This is a genomic window from Gordonia sp. YY1 (assembly GCF_009872315.1).
GTDB lineage: Bacteria > Actinomycetota > Actinomycetes > Mycobacteriales > Mycobacteriaceae > Gordonia > Gordonia amicalis.
Map to the genome: position 1 here is coordinate 1 of NZ_WXYI01000017.1, position 25147 is coordinate 25147.

At 67.3% G+C, this 25147-nt stretch carries 24 protein-coding genes and 1 pseudogene; 11 read left to right on the forward strand and 14 right to left on the reverse strand.

The annotated features are described in order from the left end of the window. Window positions 1-1030 (forward strand): IS30 family transposase (locus BPODLACK_RS18730; protein ID WP_159405946.1); only part of this gene is annotated, 1030 nt, incomplete at its 5' end. A 9-nt stretch (window positions 1031-1039) separates the two neighbouring features. After that, a pseudogene (locus BPODLACK_RS18735) lies at window positions 1040-1537 on the forward strand (PucR family transcriptional regulator); the annotation flags it as partial. 54 nt (window positions 1538-1591) lie between these two features. Here the strand turns inward: BPODLACK_RS18735 and BPODLACK_RS18740 are convergent. From BPODLACK_RS18740 to BPODLACK_RS18775, 8 genes are all read right to left on the reverse strand, one after another. Next, on the reverse strand, window positions 1592-2236 hold the full coding sequence (locus BPODLACK_RS18740; RefSeq protein ID WP_159405947.1) for a 3,4-dihydroxy-2-butanone-4-phosphate synthase: 645 nt from the start codon (window positions 2234-2236) through the stop codon (window positions 1592-1594). 108 nt (window positions 2237-2344) lie between these two features. After that, a complete protein-coding gene (locus BPODLACK_RS18745) occupies window positions 2345-3625 on the reverse strand; it encodes an ethanolamine utilization protein EutH (RefSeq protein ID WP_096274770.1) in 1281 nt (426 codons plus the stop codon). Between the two features lie 48 nt (window positions 3626-3673). Further along, entirely contained in the window at window positions 3674-4462 is a 789-nt protein-coding gene (locus tag BPODLACK_RS18750) for an SDR family NAD(P)-dependent oxidoreductase (RefSeq protein WP_159405948.1), read from the reverse strand. 128 nt (window positions 4463-4590) lie between these two features. Then, on the reverse strand, window positions 4591-4929 hold the full coding sequence (locus BPODLACK_RS18755) for a cupin domain-containing protein (RefSeq protein WP_096274772.1): 339 nt from the start codon (window positions 4927-4929) through the stop codon (window positions 4591-4593). Window positions 4930-5011: 82 nt separating this feature from the next. Continuing rightward, window positions 5012-5893, reverse strand: a complete 882-nt coding sequence (locus BPODLACK_RS18760; protein ID WP_159405949.1) for an LLM class flavin-dependent oxidoreductase — start codon at window positions 5891-5893, stop codon at window positions 5012-5014. Between the two features lie 201 nt (window positions 5894-6094). Further along, window positions 6095-6712 carry a flavin reductase family protein gene (locus BPODLACK_RS18765; RefSeq protein ID WP_159405950.1) on the reverse strand — a complete coding sequence of 206 codons (618 nt, stop codon included), beginning with the start codon at window positions 6710-6712 and terminating at the stop codon, window positions 6095-6097. Window positions 6713-7167: 455 nt separating this feature from the next. After that, window positions 7168-7764 carry a TetR/AcrR family transcriptional regulator gene (locus BPODLACK_RS18770; RefSeq protein WP_096274775.1) on the reverse strand — a complete coding sequence of 199 codons (597 nt, stop codon included), beginning with the start codon at window positions 7762-7764 and terminating at the stop codon, window positions 7168-7170. A gap of 31 nt (window positions 7765-7795) precedes the next feature. After that, on the reverse strand, window positions 7796-8824 hold the full coding sequence (locus tag BPODLACK_RS18775) for a DMT family transporter (protein ID WP_096274776.1): 1029 nt from the start codon (window positions 8822-8824) through the stop codon (window positions 7796-7798). Between the two features lie 321 nt (window positions 8825-9145). Here BPODLACK_RS18775 and BPODLACK_RS18780 point away from each other — a divergent pair, with 321 nt between their 5' ends. Continuing rightward, complete coding sequence (locus BPODLACK_RS18780; RefSeq protein ID WP_159405951.1) at window positions 9146-10165, forward strand: IS481 family transposase; 1020 nt, start codon at window positions 9146-9148, stop codon at window positions 10163-10165. On the opposite strand, the gene ureG is transcribed toward BPODLACK_RS18780, so the two are convergent. The 6 genes from ureG to BPODLACK_RS18810 all read right to left on the reverse strand — a co-directional run bounded on the left by ureG (window position 10162) and on the right by BPODLACK_RS18810 (window position 14631). After that, on the reverse strand, window positions 10162-10848 hold the full coding sequence (gene ureG / locus BPODLACK_RS18785; protein WP_006435513.1) for an urease accessory protein UreG: 687 nt from the start codon (window positions 10846-10848) through the stop codon (window positions 10162-10164). The two genes, BPODLACK_RS18780 and ureG, sit on opposite strands and share 4 nt — an antisense overlap. Before the next feature lie 53 nt (window positions 10849-10901). After that, window positions 10902-11576, reverse strand: a complete 675-nt coding sequence (locus BPODLACK_RS18790; RefSeq protein ID WP_159405952.1) for an urease accessory protein UreF — start codon at window positions 11574-11576, stop codon at window positions 10902-10904. Then, window positions 11576-13294, reverse strand: a complete 1719-nt coding sequence (locus BPODLACK_RS18795; RefSeq protein ID WP_159405953.1) for an urease subunit alpha — start codon at window positions 13292-13294, stop codon at window positions 11576-11578. The genes BPODLACK_RS18790 and BPODLACK_RS18795 overlap by 1 nt, the downstream gene beginning before the upstream one ends. Window position 13295: 1 nt before the next feature. Continuing rightward, the gene (locus BPODLACK_RS18800) at window positions 13296-13688 is read right to left on the reverse strand and encodes an urease subunit beta (protein ID WP_024497487.1); all 393 of its coding nucleotides are present in this window, start codon (window positions 13686-13688) and stop codon (window positions 13296-13298) included. A gap of 44 nt (window positions 13689-13732) precedes the next feature. Continuing rightward, window positions 13733-14035, reverse strand: a complete 303-nt coding sequence (locus BPODLACK_RS18805) for an urease subunit gamma (protein WP_006435509.1) — start codon at window positions 14033-14035, stop codon at window positions 13733-13735. A 173-nt stretch (window positions 14036-14208) separates the two neighbouring features. Further along, window positions 14209-14631, reverse strand: coding sequence for a PaaI family thioesterase (locus tag BPODLACK_RS18810; RefSeq protein ID WP_006435508.1), 423 nt, complete (start codon window positions 14629-14631; stop codon window positions 14209-14211). Window positions 14632-14950: 319 nt separating this feature from the next. On the opposite strand from BPODLACK_RS18810, the gene BPODLACK_RS18815 reads away from it, so the two are divergent. From BPODLACK_RS18815 to BPODLACK_RS18850, 8 genes are all read left to right on the forward strand, one after another. Continuing rightward, window positions 14951-15349 carry a BlaI/MecI/CopY family transcriptional regulator gene (locus BPODLACK_RS18815; RefSeq protein ID WP_024497485.1) on the forward strand — a complete coding sequence of 133 codons (399 nt, stop codon included), beginning with the start codon at window positions 14951-14953 and terminating at the stop codon, window positions 15347-15349. A 47-nt stretch (window positions 15350-15396) separates the two neighbouring features. Continuing rightward, entirely contained in the window at window positions 15397-16347 is a 951-nt protein-coding gene (locus tag BPODLACK_RS18820; RefSeq protein ID WP_159405954.1) for a M56 family metallopeptidase, read from the forward strand. Window positions 16348-16456: 109 nt separating this feature from the next. Beyond that, the gene (gndA, locus tag BPODLACK_RS18825; RefSeq protein WP_024497483.1) at window positions 16457-17914 is read left to right on the forward strand and encodes an NADP-dependent phosphogluconate dehydrogenase; all 1458 of its coding nucleotides are present in this window, start codon (window positions 16457-16459) and stop codon (window positions 17912-17914) included. Window positions 17915-17930: 16 nt separating this feature from the next. Then, window positions 17931-19364: a GuaB1 family IMP dehydrogenase-related protein gene (locus tag BPODLACK_RS18830; protein ID WP_024497482.1), complete on the forward strand. Its 1434-nt coding sequence runs from the start codon at window positions 17931-17933 to the stop codon at window positions 19362-19364. A gap of 1 nt (window position 19365) precedes the next feature. Next, the gene (locus BPODLACK_RS18835; protein WP_159405955.1) at window positions 19366-20787 is read left to right on the forward strand and encodes a hemolysin family protein; all 1422 of its coding nucleotides are present in this window, start codon (window positions 19366-19368) and stop codon (window positions 20785-20787) included. Next, window positions 20780-21853 carry a hemolysin family protein gene (locus BPODLACK_RS18840; RefSeq protein WP_159405956.1) on the forward strand — a complete coding sequence of 358 codons (1074 nt, stop codon included), beginning with the start codon at window positions 20780-20782 and terminating at the stop codon, window positions 21851-21853. Before BPODLACK_RS18835 ends, BPODLACK_RS18840 begins: the two co-directional genes overlap by 8 nt. Continuing rightward, window positions 21850-22758, forward strand: a complete 909-nt coding sequence (locus tag BPODLACK_RS18845; RefSeq protein ID WP_159405957.1) for a 3-methyladenine DNA glycosylase — start codon at window positions 21850-21852, stop codon at window positions 22756-22758. The genes BPODLACK_RS18840 and BPODLACK_RS18845 overlap by 4 nt, the downstream gene beginning before the upstream one ends. Window positions 22759-22832: 74 nt before the next feature. Further along, the gene (locus BPODLACK_RS18850; protein WP_159405958.1) at window positions 22833-25025 is read left to right on the forward strand and encodes a malate synthase G; all 2193 of its coding nucleotides are present in this window, start codon (window positions 22833-22835) and stop codon (window positions 25023-25025) included. The last annotated feature ends 122 nt before the right edge of the window (window positions 25026-25147 follow it).

Consider the following 25147-nt stretch of genomic DNA (forward strand, 5'->3'; position numbering starts at 1 on the left):
GAGCGGGAAGCTCGAGTATCGGGCGTTGGTGGCGCAGTGGAAAGCCCAGCAGGCCGCCAAGCGCCCAAAAACAGCGACGCTCGTGGCCCACGTCGAGTTGCGGGAGTACGTACAGCACCGCCTGGCCGGCGTTGTCCGCCGTCCCGATGGCACGATCGCTGCGGGCCCCACGCCACCACCGTGGAAGGGGCTTAACAAACCGCACCGTGCCGACCGGCGGTGGTCGCTGGCGTGGAGTCCAGAGCAGATCTCCCAGCGTTTGAAGGTCGACTTCCCCGATGATGAATCCATGCGTATCAGTCACGAGGCGATCTACCAGTCCCTGTTCATCGAGGGCCGCGGCGCGCTCAACCGTGAGCTGGTGGCGTGCCTGCGCACCGGACGTGCACTGAGGGAGCCGCGGGCCCGCTCGCGCAACAAGCCGCAGGGTCACGTCACCTCCGACGTCGTGTTCAGTCAGCGCCCTGCCGAGGCCGAGGACCGTGCCGTCCCCGGGCACTGGGAGGGTGATCTGATTATCGGAACTGGGAGATCGGCGATCGGCACTATCGTTGAACGTCGTAGTCGTGCAACACTTCTGGTGCATCTGCCACGCCAGAAGGGCGGGGGTGAGCAGCCGCCTGTGAAGAACGGGCCCGCACTCGGTGGCTACGGTGCCATCGCGATGAATGCAGGACTGACAGCGTCGATGGCCGTGCTGCCGCAGCAGTTGCGCAAAACGTTGACGTGGGATCGCGGCAAGGAACTGTCTGCTCACGCCCAGTTCGCGATGGACACCGGAACGCAGGTGTTCTTCGCCGATCCGCACTCACCGTGGCAGCGACCGTCGAACGAGAACACCAATGGTGTTCTGCGTCAATATTTTCCTAAGGGAACTGATCTGTCGCGGTGGTCAGCTGAGGACCTCGAGGCTATCGCCTACACCCTCAACAGCCGTCCTAGAAAAGTCCTCAACTGGAAGACCCCCGCCGAAGTCTTTGGCGAACAACTACACTCGGTACAACAACCCGGTGTTGCATCGACCGATTGAACGCGCCCAGCGATCCACACCTCACTCCTGCGGGTCGACGGCGTCGTCCGCGTGACGATCGGTGTCGCACCGGACTCGACGCGGCTCGTCGACGCCGCGCGCGGTCTCGCGGAGTCGGCCCACGTGGCCGAAGCGGCGCTGTCACTACCCAAGAGCGACAAGGTGTTCCATCGGACGACCGACGTCCGGCTGCGTGGCCTGATCGCCGTCATCCGGTCCGACGCCCGCGTCCAGGCGTTCGCCGAGACCGAACTGCGCGGCCTACTCGAACACCACGCGCGTCACGACGACAACCTGCTCGAGACGCTGCGACGCTTCATCGGGTTGGGCGGCAACAAGGCCGAACTCGCCAAGGCGATGAACCTCACCCGACCGACGGTCTACGCCCGTCTCGCACGGATCGAACGCATTCTCGGCGTCGAACTCGACGACGCCGAATCCCGGACGTCGCTGCATGCGGCACTGCTCATCCTCGACAGCCGGCCGGAAGCCGAACGCGGCCGCTGACGCAGGATCGGGGCCCGCGCTCATCGCAGCAGGCCGACCACCGCTTTTCGCACCTCAGGAAGCGGCTGTGCCCCGGATCTGCTGGACAGTGACGACGCGCAGACCGTGTTCGTCGGCGAATTCGAACGCCTCACCGGCGTCGGCCATCTGCGTCTCGTCGCGCACCGACACCAGGTCGGTGAAGGCAACGACACCGGAAAGCCCTGTGCGGCAGGCGACTTCACCCAGTTCGCGTGCACGGCCGTACGACGCCGCGGCGTCGGCGGCGACACCGACGACCAGGACGTGGCCGGGCCGGGTGAAGTCCGCGTGGCCGAGCCGGTCGTCGGCCAGGGCCCGGAGGGTGCGGGCGCGGTCGGCGGCCGAGATGCCGGTTCCGACACCGGCAACCGCATCCACCGAGACCGCGAAATCGGTTGGTGCACCCGGGGTCACGTCACCGGCGGGCAGCATCGGCGGCAGCCCGAGGACCCGGCATCGATCGGCGGGCAGCGACACCGTCACGAGACCCGAGCCGAACCGGATGACGAAGGCCATCTCCTCGGTGGTCGCGGGTTCGGCGGCGAGTGCGAGTACCACCCGCCCGGATTCGACGTCGGACACGACGACGGGACGTCCGCCACGCACGTCGTCGAACACCTCGTGCGCGATGTGCGACGAATCCTGCGCAGGGGTGGCACGTTCCAGCAACACGGTCATCGTGAATCCTCTCGGAGGAAGAGTGGAGCGGCCGCCGACCGATCGGACCCATCACGATCGATCGGCGGCCGGGTTCTGGTGGAACACCTGCCCTGAGGCAGGACTTGCTCAGACGCGCTCGGCGAATTCGCCCGCGTCGGGATCGACGGAATCCGCTGCGTGCCGGACTCCGGCGGCCTCGTCTTCCGCGGCCAATCGCTCGGCCTGCGGGACAGCGAGCCACAGTGCGAGGCCGATCGCGACCACACCACCGAGGAGCTTGCCCACGAGCATCGCGCCGATCATGTTCGGCTGGAAGTTCGCGGTGAAGGCGACGTAGTCGCCGATCGCGAAGCCGGCGCACACCGCGAACGAGATCGTCAGCACCTTGTCGCGCGCCGGCATCAGCGGGACCACGCGGAACAGGGCGAGGACGTTCGCCGCGCCGGCGAAGAAGCCGGTCATGCCCGCCTCGGAGACCCCGACGCGATTGCCCAGAGCAGCCAACGGCTTCTCGAGCCAGGTCCTGATGGCGTAGACCATCGGGAACGCACCGGCCAGCATGACACCGACATAGCCGGCGACCTCGAGGGCTCGGAACTGGTCCTCCTCGTCGGCGATGAACGGCGCCAGTCCCCATGAACCGAACAGCCACGAGAAGACACCCGTGAAGTATTCGACGATCCCCAGCGCGAGTGCGGCCGCGGTGACGCCGCGGATCAGCTGCCCGAAGGCCATGAATCCCGAGATTGACTGACGGGGGAAGAACTTCAGCAGCATGGCCAGAACGACCATCAGCAGAACCAACGGGATGAGGTTCAGGAGGATGTCGCCGACCGGCAGGTCGAACGGCTTGCTGGCCTCCGAATCCGTCGACACGTCCTCGCGGAGCAGCACACCCGTCTGCGACAGGATCAGCGTCATGAAGAAGGCGGCGAACGGGATGCCGAGCAGGCCCGTCATCACCCCCAGCGCCATGTACTTGTGGTCCTTCTTCGGCAGCATCGCCAAGCCGACCGGAACGCTGAAGGCGATCGTCGCTCCCGCGGTCATCGCGACCGCGAAGGCCAGGATCCACGCGTTGTGACTTCCGGCGACCTCGTGCGACAGCTGGTAGGCGCCCTGATCGGCGGGGATGAACGAACTCACCGCAACCGCGGCGTCGGAGTGCATCCACCGGTACACCGGTGCGATCCACTTGTCGATCCCGTCCGCGAGGAACGGGATGATCGACATCATGCCGCCGACCGGGATGAAGATCGAACCGATCGATGCGAGGCCCTCACGGAATTCCTCGCCAGCGGCGACCCCGGCTTGAAGATGTACGCACCGGCCCCGAGGAGCAGGAACGCCATCATGATGTAGACGATGATCTGGCCGAACAGTTCCATCAGGCCGACCTCCCTTCAAGTGATTTCAGTTGCACGCTCATCTGCCTGGCCCCTTGTCCTCGGCGCCTCAGCGACCCGCGAGCAGACCGCCGTCGATGAGCAGTTCGGCACCGCTGATGTACGAGGCATCATCGGAGGCCAGGAACGCCACCGCGGGGGAGATCTCCTCCGCGGTGGCGTTCAGGCGACCCATCGGGATGGTGGTCAGGGTGGCCTCTTCGGCGCCCTCGCCCAGCTGGGCGAACTCGTCACGCAGCATCTGGGTGTCGATGTAACCCGGATGGATGCTGTTCACGCGGATGCCGAACCTGCCGTAGCTGAAGGCGGCCGACTTGGTCATGAGTGTCACCGCGCCCTTGGACGCGACGTAGGACAGGTAACCGTCCGCACCGACCAGGCCGAAGATGCTCGAGGTGTTGATCACCGAGGCGTGCTTGCTCTTCTTGAGCAGCGGGATCATCGTGTGGAACGACAGGAAGATGGACTTCTGGTTGACGTTGGTCGTCTTCTCCCACGCGGCCTCGGTGGAGAGCTCGGCCGGGTGGATGTCGGCGAGGATGCCGGCGTTGTTGACCAGGATGTCGAGGTGTCCGACGGTGGCCTCCAGCTCGGCCGCCAGCGTCTGCCACTGCTCGATGCGGCTGACGTCGAGCTGATGGAAGACGACCTGCAGGCCCTCGGCTTTCAGGGTGCGCTCGGCCTCCGCGCCGACCTCGGCATTGATGTCGGCGAAGTGGACGATCGCACCCTCCTGCGCGAGGCGGCGGGTGTGCTCGAGTCCCTGACCGCCGGCACCGCCGGTGACCAGGGCGATGCGGCCCTCCAGGCGGTTGGCGACAGGTGCGGTGCTGCTCATGATGAAATACCTTTCAGTGCTCGTGAATCCTATGGGTGCGGTGCGTGCGGCAGCACCGTCTGTGGAGGGGGACTCTCTTGTCCCCCGAAGTGAGGCGTAACCTGTGGGTCGGACCGCTGTGACCCGGGCTATCGATTGACGACGTAGAACTTGCGGACGGTTTCGAGGACCTCCCAGGTCGCGGTCTCATCGGCGTCGATGACGAAGGTGTCACCCGCGGCGATCTCGAAGACCTCCTCGGAGGGATGGACGGTCACCCGTGCGCGACCGGCCACCAGAGCCACCGACTCGGGGCCCGCCACGTTGCGCAGCACACCCGGCGTCATCTGCCAGATGCAGTGCGACTGTCCGCCGTCGGTCCACAGCACGCGCGAGCTGATGATGCCGGTCTCCGGGTCGGTACGCTCCCGATCGACGAGGTCGGCCTCGGCGATGCGGAGGTGACGGGAGTCGACGATGGTGCCCAAGGCATGGTCCTTTCGGGATGAGTCGGCCCGCCGGAGGCCGTTGTCCGGCGGGCCGATCCAGATGTCGGTGAAGCGGCGGGCCTCAGCCGTTGAGGTGGGCGAGCTGCGGGGCGACCTTCGCGCCGAGGAGCTCGAAGCTGCGTCGGTAGGGTTCCGGGTTGTCGGTGTACTCGTGGACGAAGCTGACCAGGGTGCCGAAACCACCGACGGCGTTGTACAGCTCCTCGATGCGGGCGGCGACGGTGTCCGGCGAACCGATGATGAAGAAGTTCTCGATCATCCAGTCCAGGTCCAGGTCGTCTTCGTCGATCAGGCCGCCGGTCAGCAGCGGACCGAGCCCCAGCCCCTTGAAGGTCGGGATGTTGTACTTGCCCCACAGGGTGCCCATCGCGCCGTTGCGGACCAGGTCGAGAGCTTCCTCGTCGGTGTCGGCGACGAAGATGTCGCGGCAGACGCGCCAGTCGGCCTTCGACGGGTTGTATCCCGCTTCCTTCGCCGCGGTGGAGTAGGTCTCCCAGCGGTTGATCCAGGTCTTCTCGTGCACCTGCTGGCTCAGCAGGTAGGCACCGCGGGAACCGGCGAACTTGATGGTCGAGGAGTTCTCCGACATGCCGGTGATCATGATCGGGATCTGAGCCTGAGCCGGCTTGAGGTGCGGGCCGGCGATCTCCTCGTCGTAGGCGGGCATGTCGACCGAGAAGTACTCACCCTCGATCTTGAAGGCGCCTTCGCGCTTGAAGATCGCCTCGAGGATGTCGAGTGCCTCCACCATCATCTTCGAGTTGTTGGCACCGCCACCGGTGCCGAACAGCTGCGCATCCGAAGCGTATGCGCCCGGGGCGATTCCGGCGATGTACCGGCCTCCGGTCATGTGGTCGAGCCACATCATCCGGTGCGCCAGCGCGACCGGGTTGTGGTACGGCAGCAGGTGTGCGGCCGCGCCCAGGGTGAGCCGCTCGGTCACCCTGGGACGCGGCGGCGATCATGGCGTCGGGGGCGGGCGACGGCTCACCGCCGAGGGTGTAGTGCTCGGCGAAAAAGGCCTCGTCCCAACCGTATTCCTCGGCCCATTTCACGAGCTGGAGGTCCCAGTCGATGACCTCTTTGGCGGTGCGCTTGCCGTGGGCGTAGTCGTGCGAGTAGGGCGCGCTGAAGGTTCCGAATCTCATTGATCTCCTCTTTCTCGATGGACCGGCGGGCGCCGGGTGGGTAGGGCGGGATGGCCGGCCGGCGCGATGCGCCGTCGGGTGAGTTCTGGTGGCTGGGGCCTGGGGAAGGAAGGGGGCGTCGGCTCGGCGAGCCGGCGGAATCCGCTGCGATGGAAGATGATCGGCTCGCGCGGCGTGGACTCCTCCGCCTGCCCGAGTTCGAGGACCTCACCGAGCACGATCACGTGGTCGCCGCCGTCGAGAATGTCCGCGATCCGGCAGTCGAACCAGGTCACCGTCTCACCGAGGATCGGATTGCCGGTGTAAGTCGTTGTGTAGTCGAGGGATTCGAATCGGTCCCCGCCGCTCGAGGCGAACTTGCGGGCCAGCTCCGAGTGCTGCTCCGACAGGATGTTGACCGCGAACGATCCGGTTTCGGCGATCACCGGCCAGGTCGTCGAGGTCCGGGCAGGAGCGATGGCGATCAGCGCCGGCTCGAGCGAGAGCGACATGAACGACTGGAGCGTCATGCCGTGCGGCCGGCCGTCGTCGACACCGGTGACGATCGTGAGGCCGCTGGGGAACTGGCCGACGGCCTTCTTGAACGCGTCGTGGTCGAACGCTTGGGTTGGCATGAACCACCCCTTCCGGAGTTCTGAACCTTTGTTGAAACTTTGTTGGACGTAAACCCAAAGGCGAGCATCCTCGCTGCCAACGGGTAGTTCTCAAGCTTTCCGCGCCGTAACAAGCGAACTCATTGGTTACACGGGTGTTAACCGGGGCGGGATTCTAGCCAGTTCCCGACCCGCACATACCGTCGAAATTGAGACACAACTGAACGTTTGTTGGACCTGGAGGTGAGCAGAGAGCGGACATGCACCTGGTAAGACACTTGAGACCCCGGCGTTCAGCTCGGCGAGCAGGGCGTGTCAGCCCGACCACGCCGAGCTGAAATCCGCCCCCGAAAACCGCCCCCGTAATCCGCCCTCCAGCAGGACGCCGGCGACATATCGTCCGTGCCGGACTTACAGAGGGCTCATCCCCGGGGTGCATTTTCGGTGGATGGCTACGGGGGCGTCGTCGATCGGGATCAGGCTTTCGCACCCGCGGAACGGGTCTTCACCTGCGGGTATTCGCGCGACTCGTCGGTGCGGATGATCGCGAGCACGACCTCGCGGAGCTCTGCGTCCGACCAGGACGCGTCACCGACGTTGCGCTGGACCGCCGATCCGTCCCAGACCGCTTCGAGGATGGTGGCCACTCGCGCCGAGCAGTACGTCTCGACACCCGATTTGGCACGCTTGGACCACTTCCGGATGAGCTGCCGGTAGGCCTTCTCGCGGACACCCTGCGCGTACATCTCCCACATGAGCACGACGGATTGGGTGTCCTCCGAAAGCTTTCGCGTCATGTCGACGACTGCGTCGGCGAGATCTTCGTCGTTCCGGACGAACGTGAATCCGCTCTCGTACTTCTCGGAGATGCGGTCCACGTAGTAGGCGAACGCGTCGAGGAGCAGTTCATCGAGATCGGCGTAGTGATAGTTCACGGTGCCCAGCGCGAGGTTTGCTGCGCTGCACACCTTTCGGTGGGTCACGCTCTTGACGCCGCTCTCGGTGATCACCTGCAGAGCTGCTTCCATGAGAGCGGCACGGGTCGCCTCGGACCGCGCATTCTTCGCTTTCATGAGCCCTTCCCCGACATCGACGGAACTGCGATTATCGCACTCCGGAGTCGCGCACCGCAGTGGCACCCTGCGCATCGATGACGCCGGCCGGCGCGACACTCTCGACACCACCGCCTCGGCGGGTGCGCGGCAGCAGCCGACGGGCGATCGCCACCCCGCCGATGCACAGCACGCCGCCGATGATGCCGATACCCGTCGGGAGTTCGTCGAGAATCGCCCAGGACATCACGATGACGATCGCGGGAACCACGAGCGTCGTCGCCGCCATCGCGCCCGCATCCGTGCGCGCAAGCGCGTAGGCCCAGGTCGAGAAGGCGATCGCGGTGGGACCGATGCCGAGATAGATCACCGCGGCGACCGCCGACGCGTCCGCGTCGGCGAGTTCGGCGATCGCGGCCGGCGCGAACGGGAGCGTCGCGACGAGACCGGCGAGCGCACCGAGCCAGGTCGCGGTCAGCGCGCCGACCGTGCGGAGCGCGGACTTCTGGATGAGCACTCCGGTCGCGTAGAGGACCGCGGCACCGAGGCCCAACAGGATGCCGAACCAATCGGCGTGTGCGTCGGCGGTGGCCGAACCACCGACCGCGATGAGCACGACCCCGGCGAAGGCGATCGCCATACCGATCACCAGGTGTCGCGGAAATCCCTCTCCCAGAAAGGCTCCCGCCGCCAGCGCGACGAGGATCGGGGCGAGGTTCACCAGCAGGGACGCAGTGCCGGCATCCAGATGCTGCTCGGCCCAGTTCAGCAGCACGGTGTAACCCGCGAACCAGGCGACACCGTAGGCGATCACGAGACCCAGTGCCCGTCCGCGTGGAAACCACGCGGGGACCGGACGGTCGTCGACGACAATGCCCCGTCTCCGCAACCGCACCACCAGCATGATGGCCGTCAGCGGGACGACCGCCGCGAGCAACCGCACGAACGCCATCGACCCCGGCGAGAACGAATCCCCCAGCGCACGAATGCCGATGAATGCCGACGCCCACAACACCACGGTGACCACCGCAGCGAGCGCAGGCAGAGAGACGACGCGGATGCGTGGCGGGAGCAGGGGCACGGTCCCAGCGTCGCGTATCGCGCCTTGAAGGACAAGCGATTTCATGGGCTTCGACAAGCTCAGCCAGCGAGGACGGCTCAGCCAGCGAGGACCGCTCAGCCAGCGAGGACGACTCAGCCCGCGAGGACGACTCAGCCCGCGGGGGCGGCCCAGCCAGCGGGGACCGCTCAGCCGGTGAGGGCGGCCCAGCCGGCGGAGCGGGGTTAGCTGTACTGACCCGGGACGTTAGGTACGGGGTTCGGCGAGTCGGCGTGACATAGGGAAGACCTCCGAGTGAGGTGTGGAGCTGTCTAAGAACCGCTCCTCAACCCGGAGGTCTTCATGTCTCACCGTAATTCACCGTTGTCCCCGACTGGCCGGCTGCGTCTGGCTCGGTGTGTTGTCGAGGATGGGTGGCCGCTGCGGCGTGCCGCGGACCGTTTCAATGTCTCGGTGACCACGGCCAAACGGTGGGCCGACCGCTACCGCGACCACGGGCCCGCAGGGATGGTTGACCGCTCAAGCCGGCCCCGCTCATGCCCGCATCGCACCACCCGTCGCCGGGAACGCCGGGTGGTGGGGTTACGCGTGTCGCGCCGTTGGGGACCAGCTCGGATCGGGTTCCACCTGGGGTTGAACGTGTCCACAGTCCACCGCATCCTCACCCGGTACCAGTGTGTGCGGTTGTCGTGGACCGACCCAGCAACAGGGGCGCCCGTACGTGCCCGCAGACGCGAGATTCGTCAGTACGAACGCCAAGCGCCCGGAGACTTGATCCACGTCGACATCAAGAAACTCGGCAGAATCCCCGACGGTGGCGGACACCGCATCCACGGCCGCGCCCGAGGCGGCCGCAACTCCAGCGCCCACCGCGAGCCCGCACGACCCCGCAAAGTCCACGGCCGCCCCAACCTGGGATACGCGTTCCTCCACCACGCCGTCGACGACCATTCCCGCTACGCCTACTCAGAGATCCTCGGTGATGAGAAGAAGGAAACCGCGACCGCGTTCATGACCCGTGCCTTGGCGCACTTCGCCTCTATCGGTGTCACCACCGCGCGGGTGATGACCGACAACGGGTCATGTTATCGGTCCCGAATGTTCCGGAAGTTGTTGGCCGACAACGAGATCACGCACAAGTGGACCCGCCCGTACCGGCCGCAAACCAACGGCAAGGTCGAACGCTTCAACCGCACCCTGCAGGAGGAATGGGCCTACGCCCGCCCCTACCTCAGCGAAACCGAACGCGTCGCGGCCTTCCCCGAGTTCCTGCGCATCTACAATCACGAACGCGGCCACACCGCACTGCGAGGCAACTCACCCGTCAGCCGCGTACCCAACCTGGCAGGTCAGTACAGCTAGCCGGTCGTCACGGGTGCCGCGAGCTGCTCGCGGACCCAGGCCAGCACGTCGGTGGCCGCCGGATCGTCGGTCAGTGAGATCATCGCCGTCGGACGTCCCTCGCGTACCTTGTCCGCATCGCGCCGCATGACGTCGAGGTCGGCGTTCACGCGCTCGGCCAGATCGGTTTTGTTGATCACCAGCAGATCCGAGAACGTGACGCCCGGACCGCCCTTGCGGGGCACCTTGTCGCCACCGGCCACGTCGATCACGAAGATCTGGACGTCGATGAGGCCCGTCGAGAACGTCGCCGTGAGATTGTCGCCACCGGACTCGACCAGGATCAGATCGAGCGGCGGATTCGCCTCGACGAGGTCGTCGATGGCGTCGAGATTGGCGGTGATGTCGTCGCGGATCGCGGTGTGCGGGCACCCCCCCGTCTGGACCGCGGTTATCCGCTCGTCGGGCAGGACCGCGTTGCGGCGCAGAAAGTCCGCGTCCTCGGTCGTGTAGATGTCGTTGGTCAGCACCGCGACCGACAGCTCGTCGCGCAGCTGGCGGCAGAGCGCGGCGACCAGTGCGGTCTTCCCGGATCCGACGGGGCCGCCGACGCCGATGCGCAGCGCCTCACCGGGTTCACGCTTCCGGCGGGGACGGTCGTGGTCGTGGCTGTGGGGCTGCCCGTCGATGAGATGCGGGGGCATCGTCGACTCCTCTCGGTCGGGGCTTCAGGACGATTTCCGGTAGACCCGGATTTTCAGGACATGAAGAGCGGCATCGATTGTCGCTCATGGCGTTCGGCGAAGATGTCGAGGACCGGGTCGGACAGGTCCGCAAGCCCCACGGCGGCCTCGGCCGCGACTCGTTCGCATTCGGCACCGAGGTCGGCGATCATGATCGAGACATCCGCCGGATCGAGGGCGAGCAGGCGCTGGCCGGCGGTCGCCGAGCCGCTCATCGTCGTGTAGACGAGAATCAGTGCGGTGTGGAATCCGGACAGGGACGACGCGGCGCCGATCGATCCGCTGATGACCGGCAGATGTGTGGCCGGCCGGTGCACCGTCCAGTCGTGGTCGGGAAACATGCGGCGCGCAAGCCGGACCATTCCCCGGCCCTGCGCGAGCGACGCCTTGCGGGCTGCGGCCGACGGGGTGCGTGCATTCACCTCACGTTGCGCCGCACCGACTTCCAGTGCCCCATCGGCGACCGCAGCGGCGACCGACGCCGCCACGAGACCGCTCGTGGTGACCCTGCGATACAGGAAGTACGCCAGATCCGTTGCCGTGCGGATGAATCCGTCGGCGATCGCCTGTTCGACGCCACCGGAGTGCACGTGCCCGCCGACGGGAAGCCGGGAGTCGGCGAGCGCCAGCATCATCGCCAGCGGCGCGTGTGCGGGCGAGGACGGGGACGATTCCGAACGGTCGGACATCAGAACAGGAAGTACCGCTGTGCCATCGGCAGTTCGGACACCGGCTCGGCATCCCACACCTCGCCGTCGACCTTCACCGTGAACGTGTCGGGATCGACCTCGATCGTCGGGCACGCGTCGTTGTTGACCATGTCGGCCTTGCCGACCCCGCGGGTGTTCTTGACCGGGACCAGTCGGCGATCGACACCGATCCGCTCGGCGAGGTCGGGGTCCGCGCCGGGGGCGACGAAATTCACCGACGTGGCGGCCGCCAGTTTCGGTGCGGCACCGAACATCGGACGCGGCAGGACCGGTTGCGGCGTGGGAATCGACGCGTTCGCGTCACCCATCGCCGCCCACGCGATCGCACCGCCCTTGATCACCAGATCGGGCCGGACGCCGAAAAACGCGGGGTCCCAGAGCACGAGGTCGGCGAGCTTGCCGACCTCCACCGACCCGATCTCGTCGTCGAAGCCGTGCGCGACGGCCGGGCAGATCGTGTACTTGGCGATGTACCGCCGGGCCCGGTTGTTGTCGGCGCGACCGTCTCCGGGCAGCGCACCGCGCTTGCGTTTCATGACGTGGGCGGTCTGCCAGGTGCGCAAGACCACCTCGCCGACACGGCCCATCGCCTGCGAGTCCGAACCGATCATCGAGATCGCGCCCAGGTCGTGCAGCAGATCCTCGGCGGCGATGGTGGACGGCCGGATCCGGCTCTCCGCGAACGCCAGATCCTCCGGCACCGTGGGGTTGAGGTGATGACACACCATCAGCATGTCGAGGTGCTCGTCGAGGGTGTTCACGGTGTGCGGCCGCGTCGGATTGGTCGACGACGGAAGCACATTCGCATATGCCGCGACCGTGATGATGTCCGGCGCATGGCCACCGCCGGCGCCCTCGGTGTGATACGCGTGGATGCTGCGGCCGGCGATCGCGCCGAGCGTGCTCTCCACGAAGCCCGCTTCGTTGAGCGTGTCGGAGTGCAGGGCGACCTGCACCCCGGTCTCCTCGGCCACCCGCAGACACGCGTCGATCGCGGCCGGTGTGCTCCCCCAGTCCTCGTGCAGTTTGAAACCCGAAGCGCCCGCCCGGATCTGTTCGTGCATCGCGGCCGCGCTGACCGTGTTGCCCTTGCCGAGCAGCGCGATGTTCATCGGCCAGTGGTCCGTAGCGGCGAGGATCGACGCGAGATGCCAGGCACCCGGGGTGACGGTGGTGGCCTTGCTCCCCTCGGCCGGGCCCGTCCCCCCGCCGATCATCGTCGTGATGCCGTTGCCGAGTGCTTCGTCCATGATCTGCGGGCAGATGAAGTGCACGTGGCAGTCGATGGCACCTGCGGTGACGATCTTGCCGTTGCCGGCGATGATCTCCGTCGAGGGTCCGATGACGAGGCCGGGGTGGACGCCGTCCATCGTGTCGGGGTTTCCCGCTTTACCCAGCGCGACGATGCGTCCGTCGCGAATTCCCAGGTCCGCCTTGATGATTCCCCAGTGATCGAGGACCACGACGCCGGTGATGATCGTGTCGGGTGAACCGTCGGCGCGGGTCGCACGGCTCTGGCCCATCGATTCGCGGATCACCTTGCCACCACCGAAGACTGCTTCCTCACCGGCGCGCCCGGGGCCGCCCGAGAGGTCATCGGTGACCTCGATGAGCAGATCGGTGTCGGCGAGGCGGATCAGGTCGCCGGTCGTCGGACCGAAGAGCTGCGCGTAGCGATCGCGGCCGAGTGTTGCCATGTCACTTGCTCCCGTCGGCGCGATCCGTCATGGGAGCGGGAGCACCCACCGGTCCGCATTCGCCCGGCGGATCCAGCGAGATCCCGTACACCTCACGGGTTCCCCCGAGCGGGACGAGGCCGACGGTCATCTCGATACCCGGTTCGAACCGCACTGCGGTACCGGCAGGGATATCGAGGCGTCGTCCGTGCGCGAGCGCTCGGTCGAAGTCGAGCGCGGGATTGGACTGCGGGAAGTGCACATGGCTCCCGACCTGGACCGGGCGGTCGCCGGTGTTGACCACAGTCAACTCGACGGTGTCGGCGCCGGCGTTCAGCTCGATCGTGCCCTCGGCGGGGATCACCTCACCCGGGACGAGTGAGGAGCGTGTTGCGGTGGGTGGCGTACCCGACATCTCGGTCTCTCTTCAGCAGCTCGGATCGGTTGGCGGAGCAGCGGTCAGACGATCGGGTCGTGGACGGTCACCAGCTTGGTGCCGTCGGGGAACGTCGCCTCGACCTGGACGTCGTGCAGCATCTCGGGCACGCCGTCCATCACGTCGTCGCGTCCGAGCACCTCACGACCGGAGGTCATGAGCTCGGCCACCGATCGACCGTCGCGGGCACCCTCGAGGACGTGGTCGGTGATGAGCGCAACCGCTTCGGGATGGTTGAGCCTGAGTCCGCGGGCCTGCCGTCGTCGCGCGAGTTCGGCCGCATACGAGATCAACAGCCGTTCTTGTTCATGCGGCGACAGTCGCACCGAGATCGCTCCTCGCAGATCGCCGACCCGGGAGGTCGTGGTCGATGGCAGTGGAGACATCCTGCCACGTCGGCGTGGCCACGGCTCGCCGACGCCGATCCGCCGCCCGGAACGCCGCGGGTCAGCCCTCCGGCGGTGAGACCGCCGTCACCGGGACGTGGTCAGCAAACCTGTCAGCGGGCCTCGATGTTCTGGAGTCGCACCTGCGTCCTGGCGAGCAACGTGCCGTCCTGGTCGACCATGTCGACAGCCCACAGCTGCTGGCGCCGGCCGCGGTGGATCGGCGTCGAGGTCGCGGTGACCGTTCCCGAGCTCACCGACCGCAGGAAGTCGGTGTTGTTGTTGACCCCGACCGCCGTGCCCCCGATACCCGTCTCCTGCAGCCAGAAGAACCCGCTCATGCTCGCGACGCTCTCGCCGATCGCGCAGTAGACACCGCCGTGGACGATCCCGAACGGCTGATGGTGACTCTCGGTGATCTCCATCGTCGCGACGATCCGGTCCGGCCCGGCCTCGACGACCTCGAGTCCGAGCACGCCGTCGAGTCCCTTGCCGAAGGAGCTCTGGAGGATCTCGTCCGCACTGTTCGCAGTCATGGCGTCAACACTGACACGGCTCCGCGCCGTTGGCGATACCGCCCCGGGAACACGGATGCCGGGGCCGGCGTTCTCTCCTCAGAGAAACCGGAAGGCCCCGCACCTCGTCGAGATGCGGGACCTTCCGTGGCGTCGACCGGGGGTCTCTGCAGCCCTCAGGACTCTCGCGCGGTCCGACGTCACTTAATGTAGGCTAGCCTTACCAACGTGTCAAGGGCTGTGGTGAAAAGCCACGTGAGAGGCGCGATCGCCGGCGCGGACGCGTCGATCGGGTGAAGACGCGAGCCGAGAGACACACAACGGGAGGCACAGCAGTAAAATGCGAAAGATGACTGGGCTAGGCGACCTCGAGCGCGCGGTGATGGACACGTTGTGGGCCGGATCCGAACCGAAGACCGTGCGGCAGGTACATGCCGAACTGTCGCGGGATCGGTCACTCGCCTACACGACGGTGATGACCGTGCTGCAGCGGCTGGCGAAGAAGAACCTCGTGACCCAGATCCGCGACGACCGCGCGCACAAGTACGTTCCGACGCACCCCCGTGAGGACCTGGTCGCGAACCTGATGGTCGACGCGCTCAGCGAGGCCGACGCACCGGGGTCACGGCACGCCGCGCTCGTGTCCTTCGTCGGCCGGGTCGGCGCAGATGAGGCCGCCGCACTCCGCGAGGCCCTCGATGAACTCGAAGCCGCACGAGGAACCGGCGAGACCGGTTAGATTCGCGGCACACCCCCAACAGCCCACCCTTTGAGGAAGCCCACCGGATGACCGCCCTGCTCTTCGGCATCGTCAGCTTGGTGCTCGCCGGCCCTGTACCCGAGGCACTGTCCCGGGCACGATGGCCGATCAGAGCCCCGCGCCCGGCGATGACGCTGTGGCAGGCCATCGCTCTCGCCGCCGTGTTGTCGGCGTTCAGCTGTGGCCTGGCGATCGCGGCCAACCTCCTGGTGATCGGCGCCGACGGCACACCGACGACACATCCGCTGCACGAGATGGAACGCCTCGGCCTCCCCCTGTGGCTGACCTGCGTAGGTGTCTTCGTCCTCACCCTGCTGGTCGGCGCCCGCCTCTTCTACACGACCATTCGCGTCGGGCTGCGCACCCGCGCCCGCCGCAAAGCCCACCGCCAGCTGATCGACATCCTCGATCGCTGCGACCGGACCGACGCCGATGATCCGCTCTACGCCCGCGACGTCCGGATGATCGACGTCGAGCAGCCGCTCGCCTACTGCCTCCCCGGCCTGAGGCAACGCGTCGTCGTCAGCGAAGGCGTCGTCCATCGCCTGACCCGCGACGAGCTCATCGCCGTCATCGCCCACGAGCGGGCTCACCTGCGCGCACGCCACGACCTCGTCCTCGAGGCGTTCATCGCCCTGCACGAGGCCTTCCCGCGGTTCGTCCGGTCCAGTTCCGCCCTCGGCGCCGCCGAACTGCTCGTCGAAGCGCTCGCCGACGATCAGGCCGTTCGCGCCACCGCGCCGACGACCCTCGGACGCGCACTCGTCGCCTGCGCCGACGCGGTCGCTCCTCGCGGCGCGATGGCCGTCGGCGGACCCACCACGCTCACCCGTGTCCACCGTCTGCGCGACGACCGCCCCGCCCGCTGGATCGCGGTCGGCGCCTACGTCACCGCTGCCGGCATCCTGGTCCTGCCGACCCTCGCGGTCGCGATCCCGTGGCTCACCGAACTCAATCGCCTGATGTCGGCGTTGTGAGAGCGGTCCGCTCTCCGCGCTCTGGACGACTGCTGTGAACATCGTCCGGGCATACACCAAAGGTGAGGCAGATCGCCGGATCGGATCGTGAGGCAATAGGCTGTCGGGCATGAACAACGTCGAGGGATCGTCACCGTCCGGGAAAGCTCAGATCGGCGTCACCGGTCTGGCCGTCATGGGTTCGAACATCGCGCGTAACTTCGCCCGTCACGGGTACACGGTCGCGCTGCACAACCGCAGCGTCGCCAAGACCGATGCACTGCTCGAGAACCACGGCAGCGACGGCGAATTCATCCGCACCGAGACGGTCGCCGAATTCGTCGCCGCACTCGAGCGTCCGCGCCGCGTCCTGATCATGGTCAAGGCGGGCGACGCCACCGACGCGGTCATCAACGAGCTCGCCGATGCGATGGAGCCGGGCGACATCATCATCGACGGCGGAAACGCGCTCTACACCGACACCATCCGCCGCGAGGCCGCGATGTCGGCCCGGGGACTGAACTTCGTCGGCGCCGGCATCTCCGGCGGCGAGGAGGGCGCGCTCAACGGCCCGTCGATCATGCCCGGCGGTCCCGCCGAGTCCTACGAATCGCTCGGCCCGTTGCTCGAGTCGATCGCCGCCCAGGTCGACGGCGAACCGTGCTGCACCCACATCGGCCCCGACGGCAGCGGCCACTTCGTCAAGATGGTCCACAACGGCATCGAGTACGCCGACATGCAGCTCATCGGTGAGGCCTACGACCTGATGCGCAAAGCCCTCGACATGCCAGTCTCCGAGATCGCCGACGTCTTCCGTGAGTGGAACGGCACCGAACTCGAGAGCTACCTGATCGAGATCACCGCCGAGGTGCTCAGCCAGGTCGACGCCGAGACCGGCAAGCCCCTCGTCGACGTGATCGTCGACGCCGCCGGCCAGAAGGGCACCGGCCGCTGGACCGTGAAGTCCGCACTGGACCTGGGGATCCCGACCACCGGCATCGCCGAGGCCGTGTTCGCCCGCGCACTGTCGAGCGCCACCGATCAGCGTGTCGCGGCCCGCGGCCTGTCGTCGGGCAACCTCGGTGCCTCGCCCACCGACAAGGCGCAGTTCATCAACGACATCAAGACCGCCCTCTACGCCTCGAAGGTCGTCGCCTACGCACAGGGCTTCGATCAGATCGCCGCAGGCAGCGCCGAATACGGCTGGAACGTCGACCGCGGTTCGCTGGCGACCATCTGGCGCGGCGGCTGCATCATCCGGGCGCAGTTCCTCAACCGCATCCGCGAGGCCTACCACGAGGATCCGGACCTGCCCAGCCTGCTGCTGGCCCCCTACTTCCGCGAGGCGGTCGAGGTGGGCATCGACAGCTGGCGACGCGTCGTCTCGACCGCGACGCTGCTCGGCATCCCGGTGCCGGCCTTCGCATCGTCACTGTCCTACTACGACGGCCTGCGCGCCGAGCGCCTGCCGGCCGCTCTCACCCAGGGTCTGCGCGACTTCTTCGGTGCGCACACCTACCAGCGCGTGGACAAGGAAGGCACCTTCCACACGCTGTGGAGCGGCGACCGCTCGGAAGTGACCGAATAGGAGCCTGCGAGAACCGGTGCGATTCATCGAAGGCCATCGACCGACCCACGACCTGACCTACGACGATGTCTTCATCGTCCCCAGCAGGTCGGAGGTCAGTTCGCGATTCGATGTCGATCTGTCGACCTCGGACGGGAGTGGGACCACCATCCCACTCGTCGTGGCGAACATGACCGCGGTCGCGGGCAAGCGCATGGCCGAGACGGTCGCGCGCCGCGGCGGACTCGTGGTCCTCCCTCAGGACCTCCCCATCGAGGCCGCCGCGGCTTCGATCGCCTTCGTGAAATCACGGCACCTCGTGGCCGACACCCCGGTCACGCTCACCCGGTCGGACTCGGTGACCGATGCGATCGCGTTGATCCCGAAGCGATCCCACGGGGTGGCGGTCGTGGTCGACGACGGACATCCGGTCGGCGTCGTGACCGAGAGACGGTGCCGCGACGTCGACCGTTTCACCCGGGTACGCGACGTACTCGACCCCGACATCGTCACCCTGCCCGTCGACACCCCGCCCCGCGAGGTGTTCGACGCGCTCGGCGACCTCCACCTCGGCGTGGCAGTGCTCGTGGATGCGGACGGCAGACTGGCCGGGGTCCTGAACCGCGTGGGTGCTCTGCGCCACGCGATCTACGAGCCGAACGTCGACGACACCGGCGCGCTGCGGATCGCCGCCGCCGTCGGGATCAACGGCGACGTGGCCGGCAAGGCCCGCGCGCTCGCCGCCGCCGGCGCCGACCTCCTGGTCATCGACACCGCTCACGGCCATCAGGAGAAGATGCTCAGCGCACTGAAGTCGGTGGCCGACGCGGGACTCGGGGTCCCGATCGCAGCGGGCAACGTGGTCTCGGCGGAGGGCACCCTCGACCTCCTCGCCGCGGGCGCGTCGATCGTCAAGGTCGGTGTCGGTCCGGGCGCGATGTGCACCACCCGGATGATGACCGGTGTGGGCCGTCCGCAGTTCTCCGCCGTCGCCGAATGCGCCGGTGTCGCAGCGAGTCACGGAGCGTCGGTGTGGGCCGACGGCGGTGTCCGTCATCCGCGGGACGTCGCCCTCGCGCTGGCGGCCGGTGCGTCGAACGTGATGGTCGGCTCGTGGTTCGCGGGCACGCACGAATCGCCCGGTGACCTCCACGAGGACGAACTCGGTCCGTACAAGGTGAGTTTCGGCATGGCGTCGAAACGCGCCGTGGCCGCCCGGACCTCCGGCGACAGTCCGTACGACCGCGCCCGCAGGAGTCTCTTCGAGGAGGGCATCTCGACATCGCGTATTCGACTCGATCCCGATCGCCCGGGCGTCGAGGACCTCATCGACCACATCTGTTCCGGGATCCGCAGCACCGCCACGTACACCGGGGCCCGAAACCTGCGGGAGCTGCACGACAAGGTCGTCCTCGGGATCCAGTCGCCCGCCGGCTTCGCCGAAGGGCGTCCCCTGCCGGGCGGGTGGTGACGTGGGGGTCCTGCTGCTCGTCGCGAGCCTGGTCGGGTTCATCGCCCTGACCCTGGGCACCGCGCTGTTCGTCGCGGCCGAGTTCTCCCTGACCGCCCTCGAACGATCCACCATCTCCGCCGATGTCGCCAAACGCGGAGACCGTCGCTCCCGCCTCGTGCAGCGCGCGCATTCGACGCTGTCGTTTCAGTTGTCGGGCGCCCAGCTCGGCATCACGATCACCACGCTGATCACCGGCTACATCGCCGAACCCGTCCTCGCCCGCATCTTCAAGCCACCGCTGGCCGCGGCCGGGGTGAGCGAGTCGGTCGCCTCGGCGACCTCGCTCATCCTCGCGCTCGTCATCGCCACATCGTTGTCGATGGTCCTGGGCGAGCTGATCCCGAAGAACCTCGCGATCGCGAAGTCGCTGGCCGTCGCCCGCGCCACGTCCGGTCCGATGACCGCCTTCTCCGCTGTCTTCCGCTGGGCGATCAACGGACTCAACGGCACCGCCAACTGGGTCGTCCGCCGACTCGGCGTCGAACCCACCGACGAACTCGCCTCGGCCCGCTCACCGCAGGAGCTGGTGTCCCTGGTCCGCAACTCAGCGCGGCGCGGCGCGCTCGACGAGCAGACCGCGACGCTCGTGGACCGATCTCTGCGTTTCGGCGAGCTCACCGCCGAAGACCTGATGACCCCCCGCGTCACCATCGACACCCTCGACCGCGACGACACCGTGCGCGACCTCGTGATGGCCTCGTCGCGTACCGGTCACTCGCGCTTCCCGGTCGTCGTCGACGGAGATCTCGACGATCTCGTCGGCGTGGTCCACATCAAGCAGGCCTTCACCGTCCCGCCCGAACGCCAGGCCACGACCCGGGTCACGTCGATCGCGCGCAGCGTCCCGCGGGTACCCGCCAGCCTCGACGGGGACGCCCTGATGGAACGCATCCGCGCCGACGGTATGGAACTGTGCGTCGTCATCGACGAATACGGCGGTACCGCCGGGATCGTCACCACCGAGGACCTCATCGAAGAGATCCTCGGCGACGTCACCGACGAGCACGACTACGAACGCGCGGATGTCGTCCCGATCGACGGCAACGGCTACCTGTGTGCCGGGCTGCTGCGGATCGACGAACTCTACGACGCGACCGGCTACCACGCTCCCGACGGACCCTATGACACCCTCGGCGGCCTGATCATGTACTGCCTCGGACGCATTCCCACTGTCGACGACCTCGTCGACCTGCCGCGCCGCTCCCCCGTCGGCGACGGCGACGGCTCACCCGAGATGCCCGAGGCGCGCGACGACATCACCTGGCGGGCCACCGTCGCCCAGATGGACGGCCGTCGAGTCGACGTCGTCGCACTGCGTCCGGCCCCGTCCGGCGAGCCCCTCGGAGACGAGCCACGACATCCGGAGGACGCCGATGGGTGACCTCTGGGCGGTCGTGCTGGCCTTCGCGCTGCTGGCGGGCAACGCCTTCTTCGTCGGTGCCGAGTTCTCGCTGATCTCGGCGCGCCGCGACCGCCTCGAGGCGTTGGCCGAGAGCGGAAAGAGTCGTGCACGGACCGTCATCCGAGCCGGTGAACACCTGTCGCTGATGCTGGCCGGGGCGCAGCTGGGCATCACGATCTGCTCGATCCTGCTCGGCCGCGTCGGCGAACCGGCGGTCGCCCACCTCGTCGAGAAGCCACTGGAACTCGCCCACGTGCCGCACGCCCTGCTGCACCCGATCTCCTTCGCCATCGCCCTGTCCCTGGTGGTCGTGCTGCACATCCTGCTCGGCGAGATGGTGCCGAAGAACATCGCACTCGCCGGACCCGAATCGGCGGCCATGCTGCTGGTCCCGGTGCATCTGATGTTCATCCGTCTGGTGCGTCCGTTGATCTCCTTCTACAACTGGACCGCCAACATCTCGCTGCGGCTGATGCGCGTCGAGCCCAAGGACGAACTCGAGTCCACGGTGTCGTTGGGCGAGCTGGCGCAGATGCTCGGCGAGTCCAAGCAGGAGGGACTCATCGACGCCGAGGAACACGAGCGCCTGACCCGGGCCCTGCAGTCCATCGGCCGTACCGTCACCGAGGTGATGATCCCCCTCGACAAGATGCGCAGCGTCAAGGTTCAGGTGTCGGCGACCGGCGGCATCGGGCCCACGCTCGGCGCCGTCGAGAAGGCCGTCAGCGAGACCGGCTTCTCCCGCTTCCCGGTCCGCGGACCGGACGGCACCTTCACCGGCTATCTGCACCTGAAAGACGTCCTCGAAGAGATTCTCGACGAGCACATCGGCCCAGACACCATCATCGGTGTCGACAAGATCCGGCCGCTGCCGGTCATCGCCTCGACCACGCCCCTCGACGAGGCGACGACCGTGCTGCGCCGCACGAGTTCGCATCTGGGCGCCGTCGTCGATGACAACGGCCGGACCATCGGCATCGTCCCGCTCGCCGACCTCGTCGAGGAGTTCGTCGGCAACGTCCGGGACGAGACCCACCGCGTATGACCGCCGTGACCGTGCACCCGGACCAGCAGGACGGGTCGAACGAGAAGGAGCGACTGACCGGGCAGGAATGGCGCGCGCGACGCGACGACCACCGCCGCCGTGTCGACGCGCTCATCGGTCCCTATCTGGACGCCCGTCGCAAGGGCGTCAAACACCCGGTCATCGACTTCCTGTTCACCTACTACTCAGCGCGTCCCTCGCATGTTCTGCGCTGGCATCCGGGCTTCGGTGTCGTCCTCCAGGACGCCGACGAGTTCCTGCCGTTGCGCGGCTACGAACGCACCGAGTCCGGCGTGCACGTGGGTCTCGACTATGTCCGGCGCCGTCGAGACGCCTTACGGGCCACCGTGGACCTCCTCGGCGCCACTGCCGCGCGCCCGGCTCGGTTCGGATGCTTCGGACTTCACGAGTGGGCGATGGTCTACCGCACCGACGAGGCCCGGCACGACGTCCCACTTCGGCTGGGCCGGGCGGGCACCGACCGCGTCGTCGAGCAGATGCCGTTGCGCTGCACACACTTCGACGCCTTCCGCTTCTTCACCGAGCCGGCCCGGCCGCGCAACGAGAACCAGCTGAGCCGCGCGTCGCAGATCGACCACGAACAGCCGGGCTGCTTGCACGCCACCATGGATCTCTATCGCCACTGCTTCACTCTGGCGCCACTGCTGCCCGCCGGCCTGACGGTCGACTGCTTCGAGTTGGCCTTACGCGCTCGGGACCTCGACATGCGGGCCAGCCCCTACGATCTGCGTGACCTCGGCTACGAGCCGGTCCCGATCGAGACACCGGCCGGACGAGCAGAGTACGTCCGCGAGCAATCGGCCATCGCCGATGCCGGAACACAACTCCGCGCGGAGGTGTTACGACGGTGTACGCACCTGGCCGGGATCGCGCGCCACGCCTAAACAGGACGCCTGTACGGTTCGGCGTTACCGGCGAGTAGCATAGATGTGTCTTCATTCGCTCGAGAAAGGCAATCATGTCGGACCGGATCACCGTCAACGGGTTGCAGGTCGCTTCCGTCCTGTACGACTTCATCAACAACGAGGCGCTGCCCGGCACCGGTGTAGAGACCGACGCCTTCTGGTCGGGTGCCGCATCGGTGATCGCCGACCTCGCCCCGCGCAACCGCGAGCTGCTCGCCGTCCGCGACGATCTCCAGACCAAGATCGACGGGTGGCACCGTGACCACAAGGACGCGGATCTGAAGCCCGGCACCGCCGACTTCGACGCCTACAAGTCGTTCCTCACCGAGATCGGCTATCTCGCCGAGGTGCCCGCGGACTTCCAGATCACCACCGGCAACGTCGACCGCGAGATCGCCGAGACCGCCGGGCCGCAGCTCGTGGTCCCGGTTCTCAACGCGCGCTTCGCGCTCAACGCGTCGAACGCCCGCTGGGGTTCGCTCTACGACGCCCTGTACGGCACCGACGCGATCCCGGAGACCGACGGCGCCGAGAAGGGGTCGTCGTACAACAAGGTCCGTGGCGACAAGGTCATCGCCTACGCGAAGGACTTCCTGGACAAGGCCGTTCCGCTCGAACAGTGCAGCTACACCGACGTGCGATCGTTCGCCGTTCAGGACGGCGCCCTTCAGGTGACCCTCGACGGGGGCGCCACCTCGACGCTGGCCGATCCGGCCGCCTTCGTCGGCTACCGCGGAGACGCCGGTTCGCCGTCCTCGATCCTGCTGCGCAACAACGGCCTTCACCTCGACATCGAGATCGATCCGGCGTCGCCGATCGGTTCCACCGATCCGGCCGGCATCAAGGATGTCGTCGTCGAGTCGGCGATCACCACGATCATGGACTTCGAGGACTCGGTCGCCGCGGTCGACGCCGAGGACAAGGTCACCGGTTACCGAAACTGGCTGGGCCTGAACAAGGGCGATCTCGCCGAAGAGGTCACCAAGGGGGGCAAGACCTTCACCCGCGTGCTCAACGGCAACCGCGAGTACACGGCCCCCGACGGCACCACCTTCGACCTCCACGGCCGCTCGCTGCTGTTCGTCCGCAACGTCGGTCACCTGATGACCAACGACGCGATCCTCGACGCCGAGGGCAACGAGGTCCCCGAGGGCATCCTCGACGGCCTGGTCACCTCGCTGATCGGTATCCACGGCATGAGCAGTGAGGGCCTCCAGAACTCGCGGACCGGCTCGGTCTACATCGTGAAGCCGAAGATGCACGGCCCCGACGAGGTCGCGTTCACCGTCGAGCTGTTCGGCCGCGTCGAGAAGGTCCTCGGCCTGCCCGAGAACACCCTCAAAGTCGGCATCATGGACGAGGAACGCCGTACGACGGTGAACCTGAAGGCGTGTATCAAGGCCGCCTCCGAGCGCGTCGTCTTCATCAACACCGGCTTCCTCGACCGCACCGGCGACGAGATCCACACCTCCATGGAGGCCGGTGCGATGGTCCGCAAGGCCGAGATGAAGCAGCAGAAGTGGATCGCGGCGTATGAGGACTTCAACGTCGACACCGGCTTGCACGCGGGACTCCAGCACAAGGCACAGATCGGTAAGGGCATGTGGGCCATGCCGGACCTGATGGCCGACATGCTCGAGCAGAAGATCGGTCACCCCAAGGCCGGTGCCACCACCGCGTGGGTGCCCTCGCCGACCGCTGCAACCCTGCACGCGCTGCACTACCACCAGGTCGACGTCTTCGAGCGTCAGGACGAGATCGCCAAGCGCGATCCGGCCACGGTCGACGACATCCTCACGGTGCCGCTGGCGGCGAAGACCGACTGGTCCGACGAGGAGAAGCAGCAGGAGCTCGACAACAACTGCCAGTCGATCCTGGGCTATGTGGTCCGCTGGATCGATCACGGTGTCGGCTGCTCGAAGGTGCCCGACATCCACGATGTCGCCCTGATGGAGGACCGCGCCACGCTGCGTATCTCCAGCCAGCTGCTGGCGAACTGGCTGCGCCACGGCATCGTCAGCGAGGCCGACATCGTCGCCTCGCTCGAGCGGATGGCTCCCGTCGTCGACCGCCAGAACGCCGGCGACAGCGCCTACCGTCCGATGGCTCCCGACTTCGACTCCAACATCGCCTTCCAGGCGGCCAAGGAGCTGATCCTCGAGGGCACGACGCAGCCCAGCGGCTACACCGAGCCGATCCTGCACCGCCGCCGTCGCGAGTACAAGGCCGCCAACGCGGCCGGCTGACACCGCGGTCACGACGCACTGATACGACCGTGCCGGTCCCCGGTGGACCGGCACGGCGTATCGTCGTACCCTGCGCTGGACATCGACCGGGGAAAACCCGATCCCGGCGCACACGGCAGGGA

Coding starts and splice junctions, on each gene's coding strand:
- BPODLACK_RS18740 (WP_159405947.1), bottom strand. CDS start 2,236: ATGACCGTGTTGCTGGAACGTGCCACCCCTGCGCAGGATTCGTCGCAC.
- BPODLACK_RS18750 (WP_159405948.1), bottom strand. CDS start 4,462: ATGAGCAGCACCGCACCTGTCGCCAACCGCCTGGAGGGCCGCATCGCC.
- BPODLACK_RS18765 (WP_159405950.1), bottom strand. CDS start 6,712: ATGCCAACCCAAGCGTTCGACCACGACGCGTTCAAGAAGGCCGTCGGC.
- BPODLACK_RS18770 (WP_096274775.1), bottom strand. CDS start 7,764: ATGAAAGCGAAGAATGCGCGGTCCGAGGCGACCCGTGCCGCTCTCATG.
- BPODLACK_RS18780 (WP_159405951.1), top strand. CDS start 9,146: ATGTCTCACCGTAATTCACCGTTGTCCCCGACTGGCCGGCTGCGTCTG.
- ureG (WP_006435513.1), bottom strand. CDS start 10,848: ATGCCCCCGCATCTCATCGACGGGCAGCCCCACAGCCACGACCACGAC.
- BPODLACK_RS18790 (WP_159405952.1), bottom strand. CDS start 11,576: ATGTCCGACCGTTCGGAATCGTCCCCGTCCTCGCCCGCACACGCGCCG.
- BPODLACK_RS18795 (WP_159405953.1), bottom strand. CDS start 13,294: ATGGCAACACTCGGCCGCGATCGCTACGCGCAGCTCTTCGGTCCGACG.
- BPODLACK_RS18800 (WP_024497487.1), bottom strand. CDS start 13,688: ATGTCGGGTACGCCACCCACCGCAACACGCTCCTCACTCGTCCCGGGT.
- BPODLACK_RS18810 (WP_006435508.1), bottom strand. CDS start 14,631: ATGACTGCGAACAGTGCGGACGAGATCCTCCAGAGCTCCTTCGGCAAG.
- BPODLACK_RS18815 (WP_024497485.1), top strand. CDS start 14,951: ATGCGAAAGATGACTGGGCTAGGCGACCTCGAGCGCGCGGTGATGGAC.
- BPODLACK_RS18820 (WP_159405954.1), top strand. CDS start 15,397: ATGACCGCCCTGCTCTTCGGCATCGTCAGCTTGGTGCTCGCCGGCCCT.
- gndA (WP_024497483.1), top strand. CDS start 16,457: ATGAACAACGTCGAGGGATCGTCACCGTCCGGGAAAGCTCAGATCGGC.
- BPODLACK_RS18840 (WP_159405956.1), top strand. CDS start 20,780: ATGGGTGACCTCTGGGCGGTCGTGCTGGCCTTCGCGCTGCTGGCGGGC.
- BPODLACK_RS18845 (WP_159405957.1), top strand. CDS start 21,850: ATGACCGCCGTGACCGTGCACCCGGACCAGCAGGACGGGTCGAACGAG.
- BPODLACK_RS18850 (WP_159405958.1), top strand. CDS start 22,833: ATGTCGGACCGGATCACCGTCAACGGGTTGCAGGTCGCTTCCGTCCTG.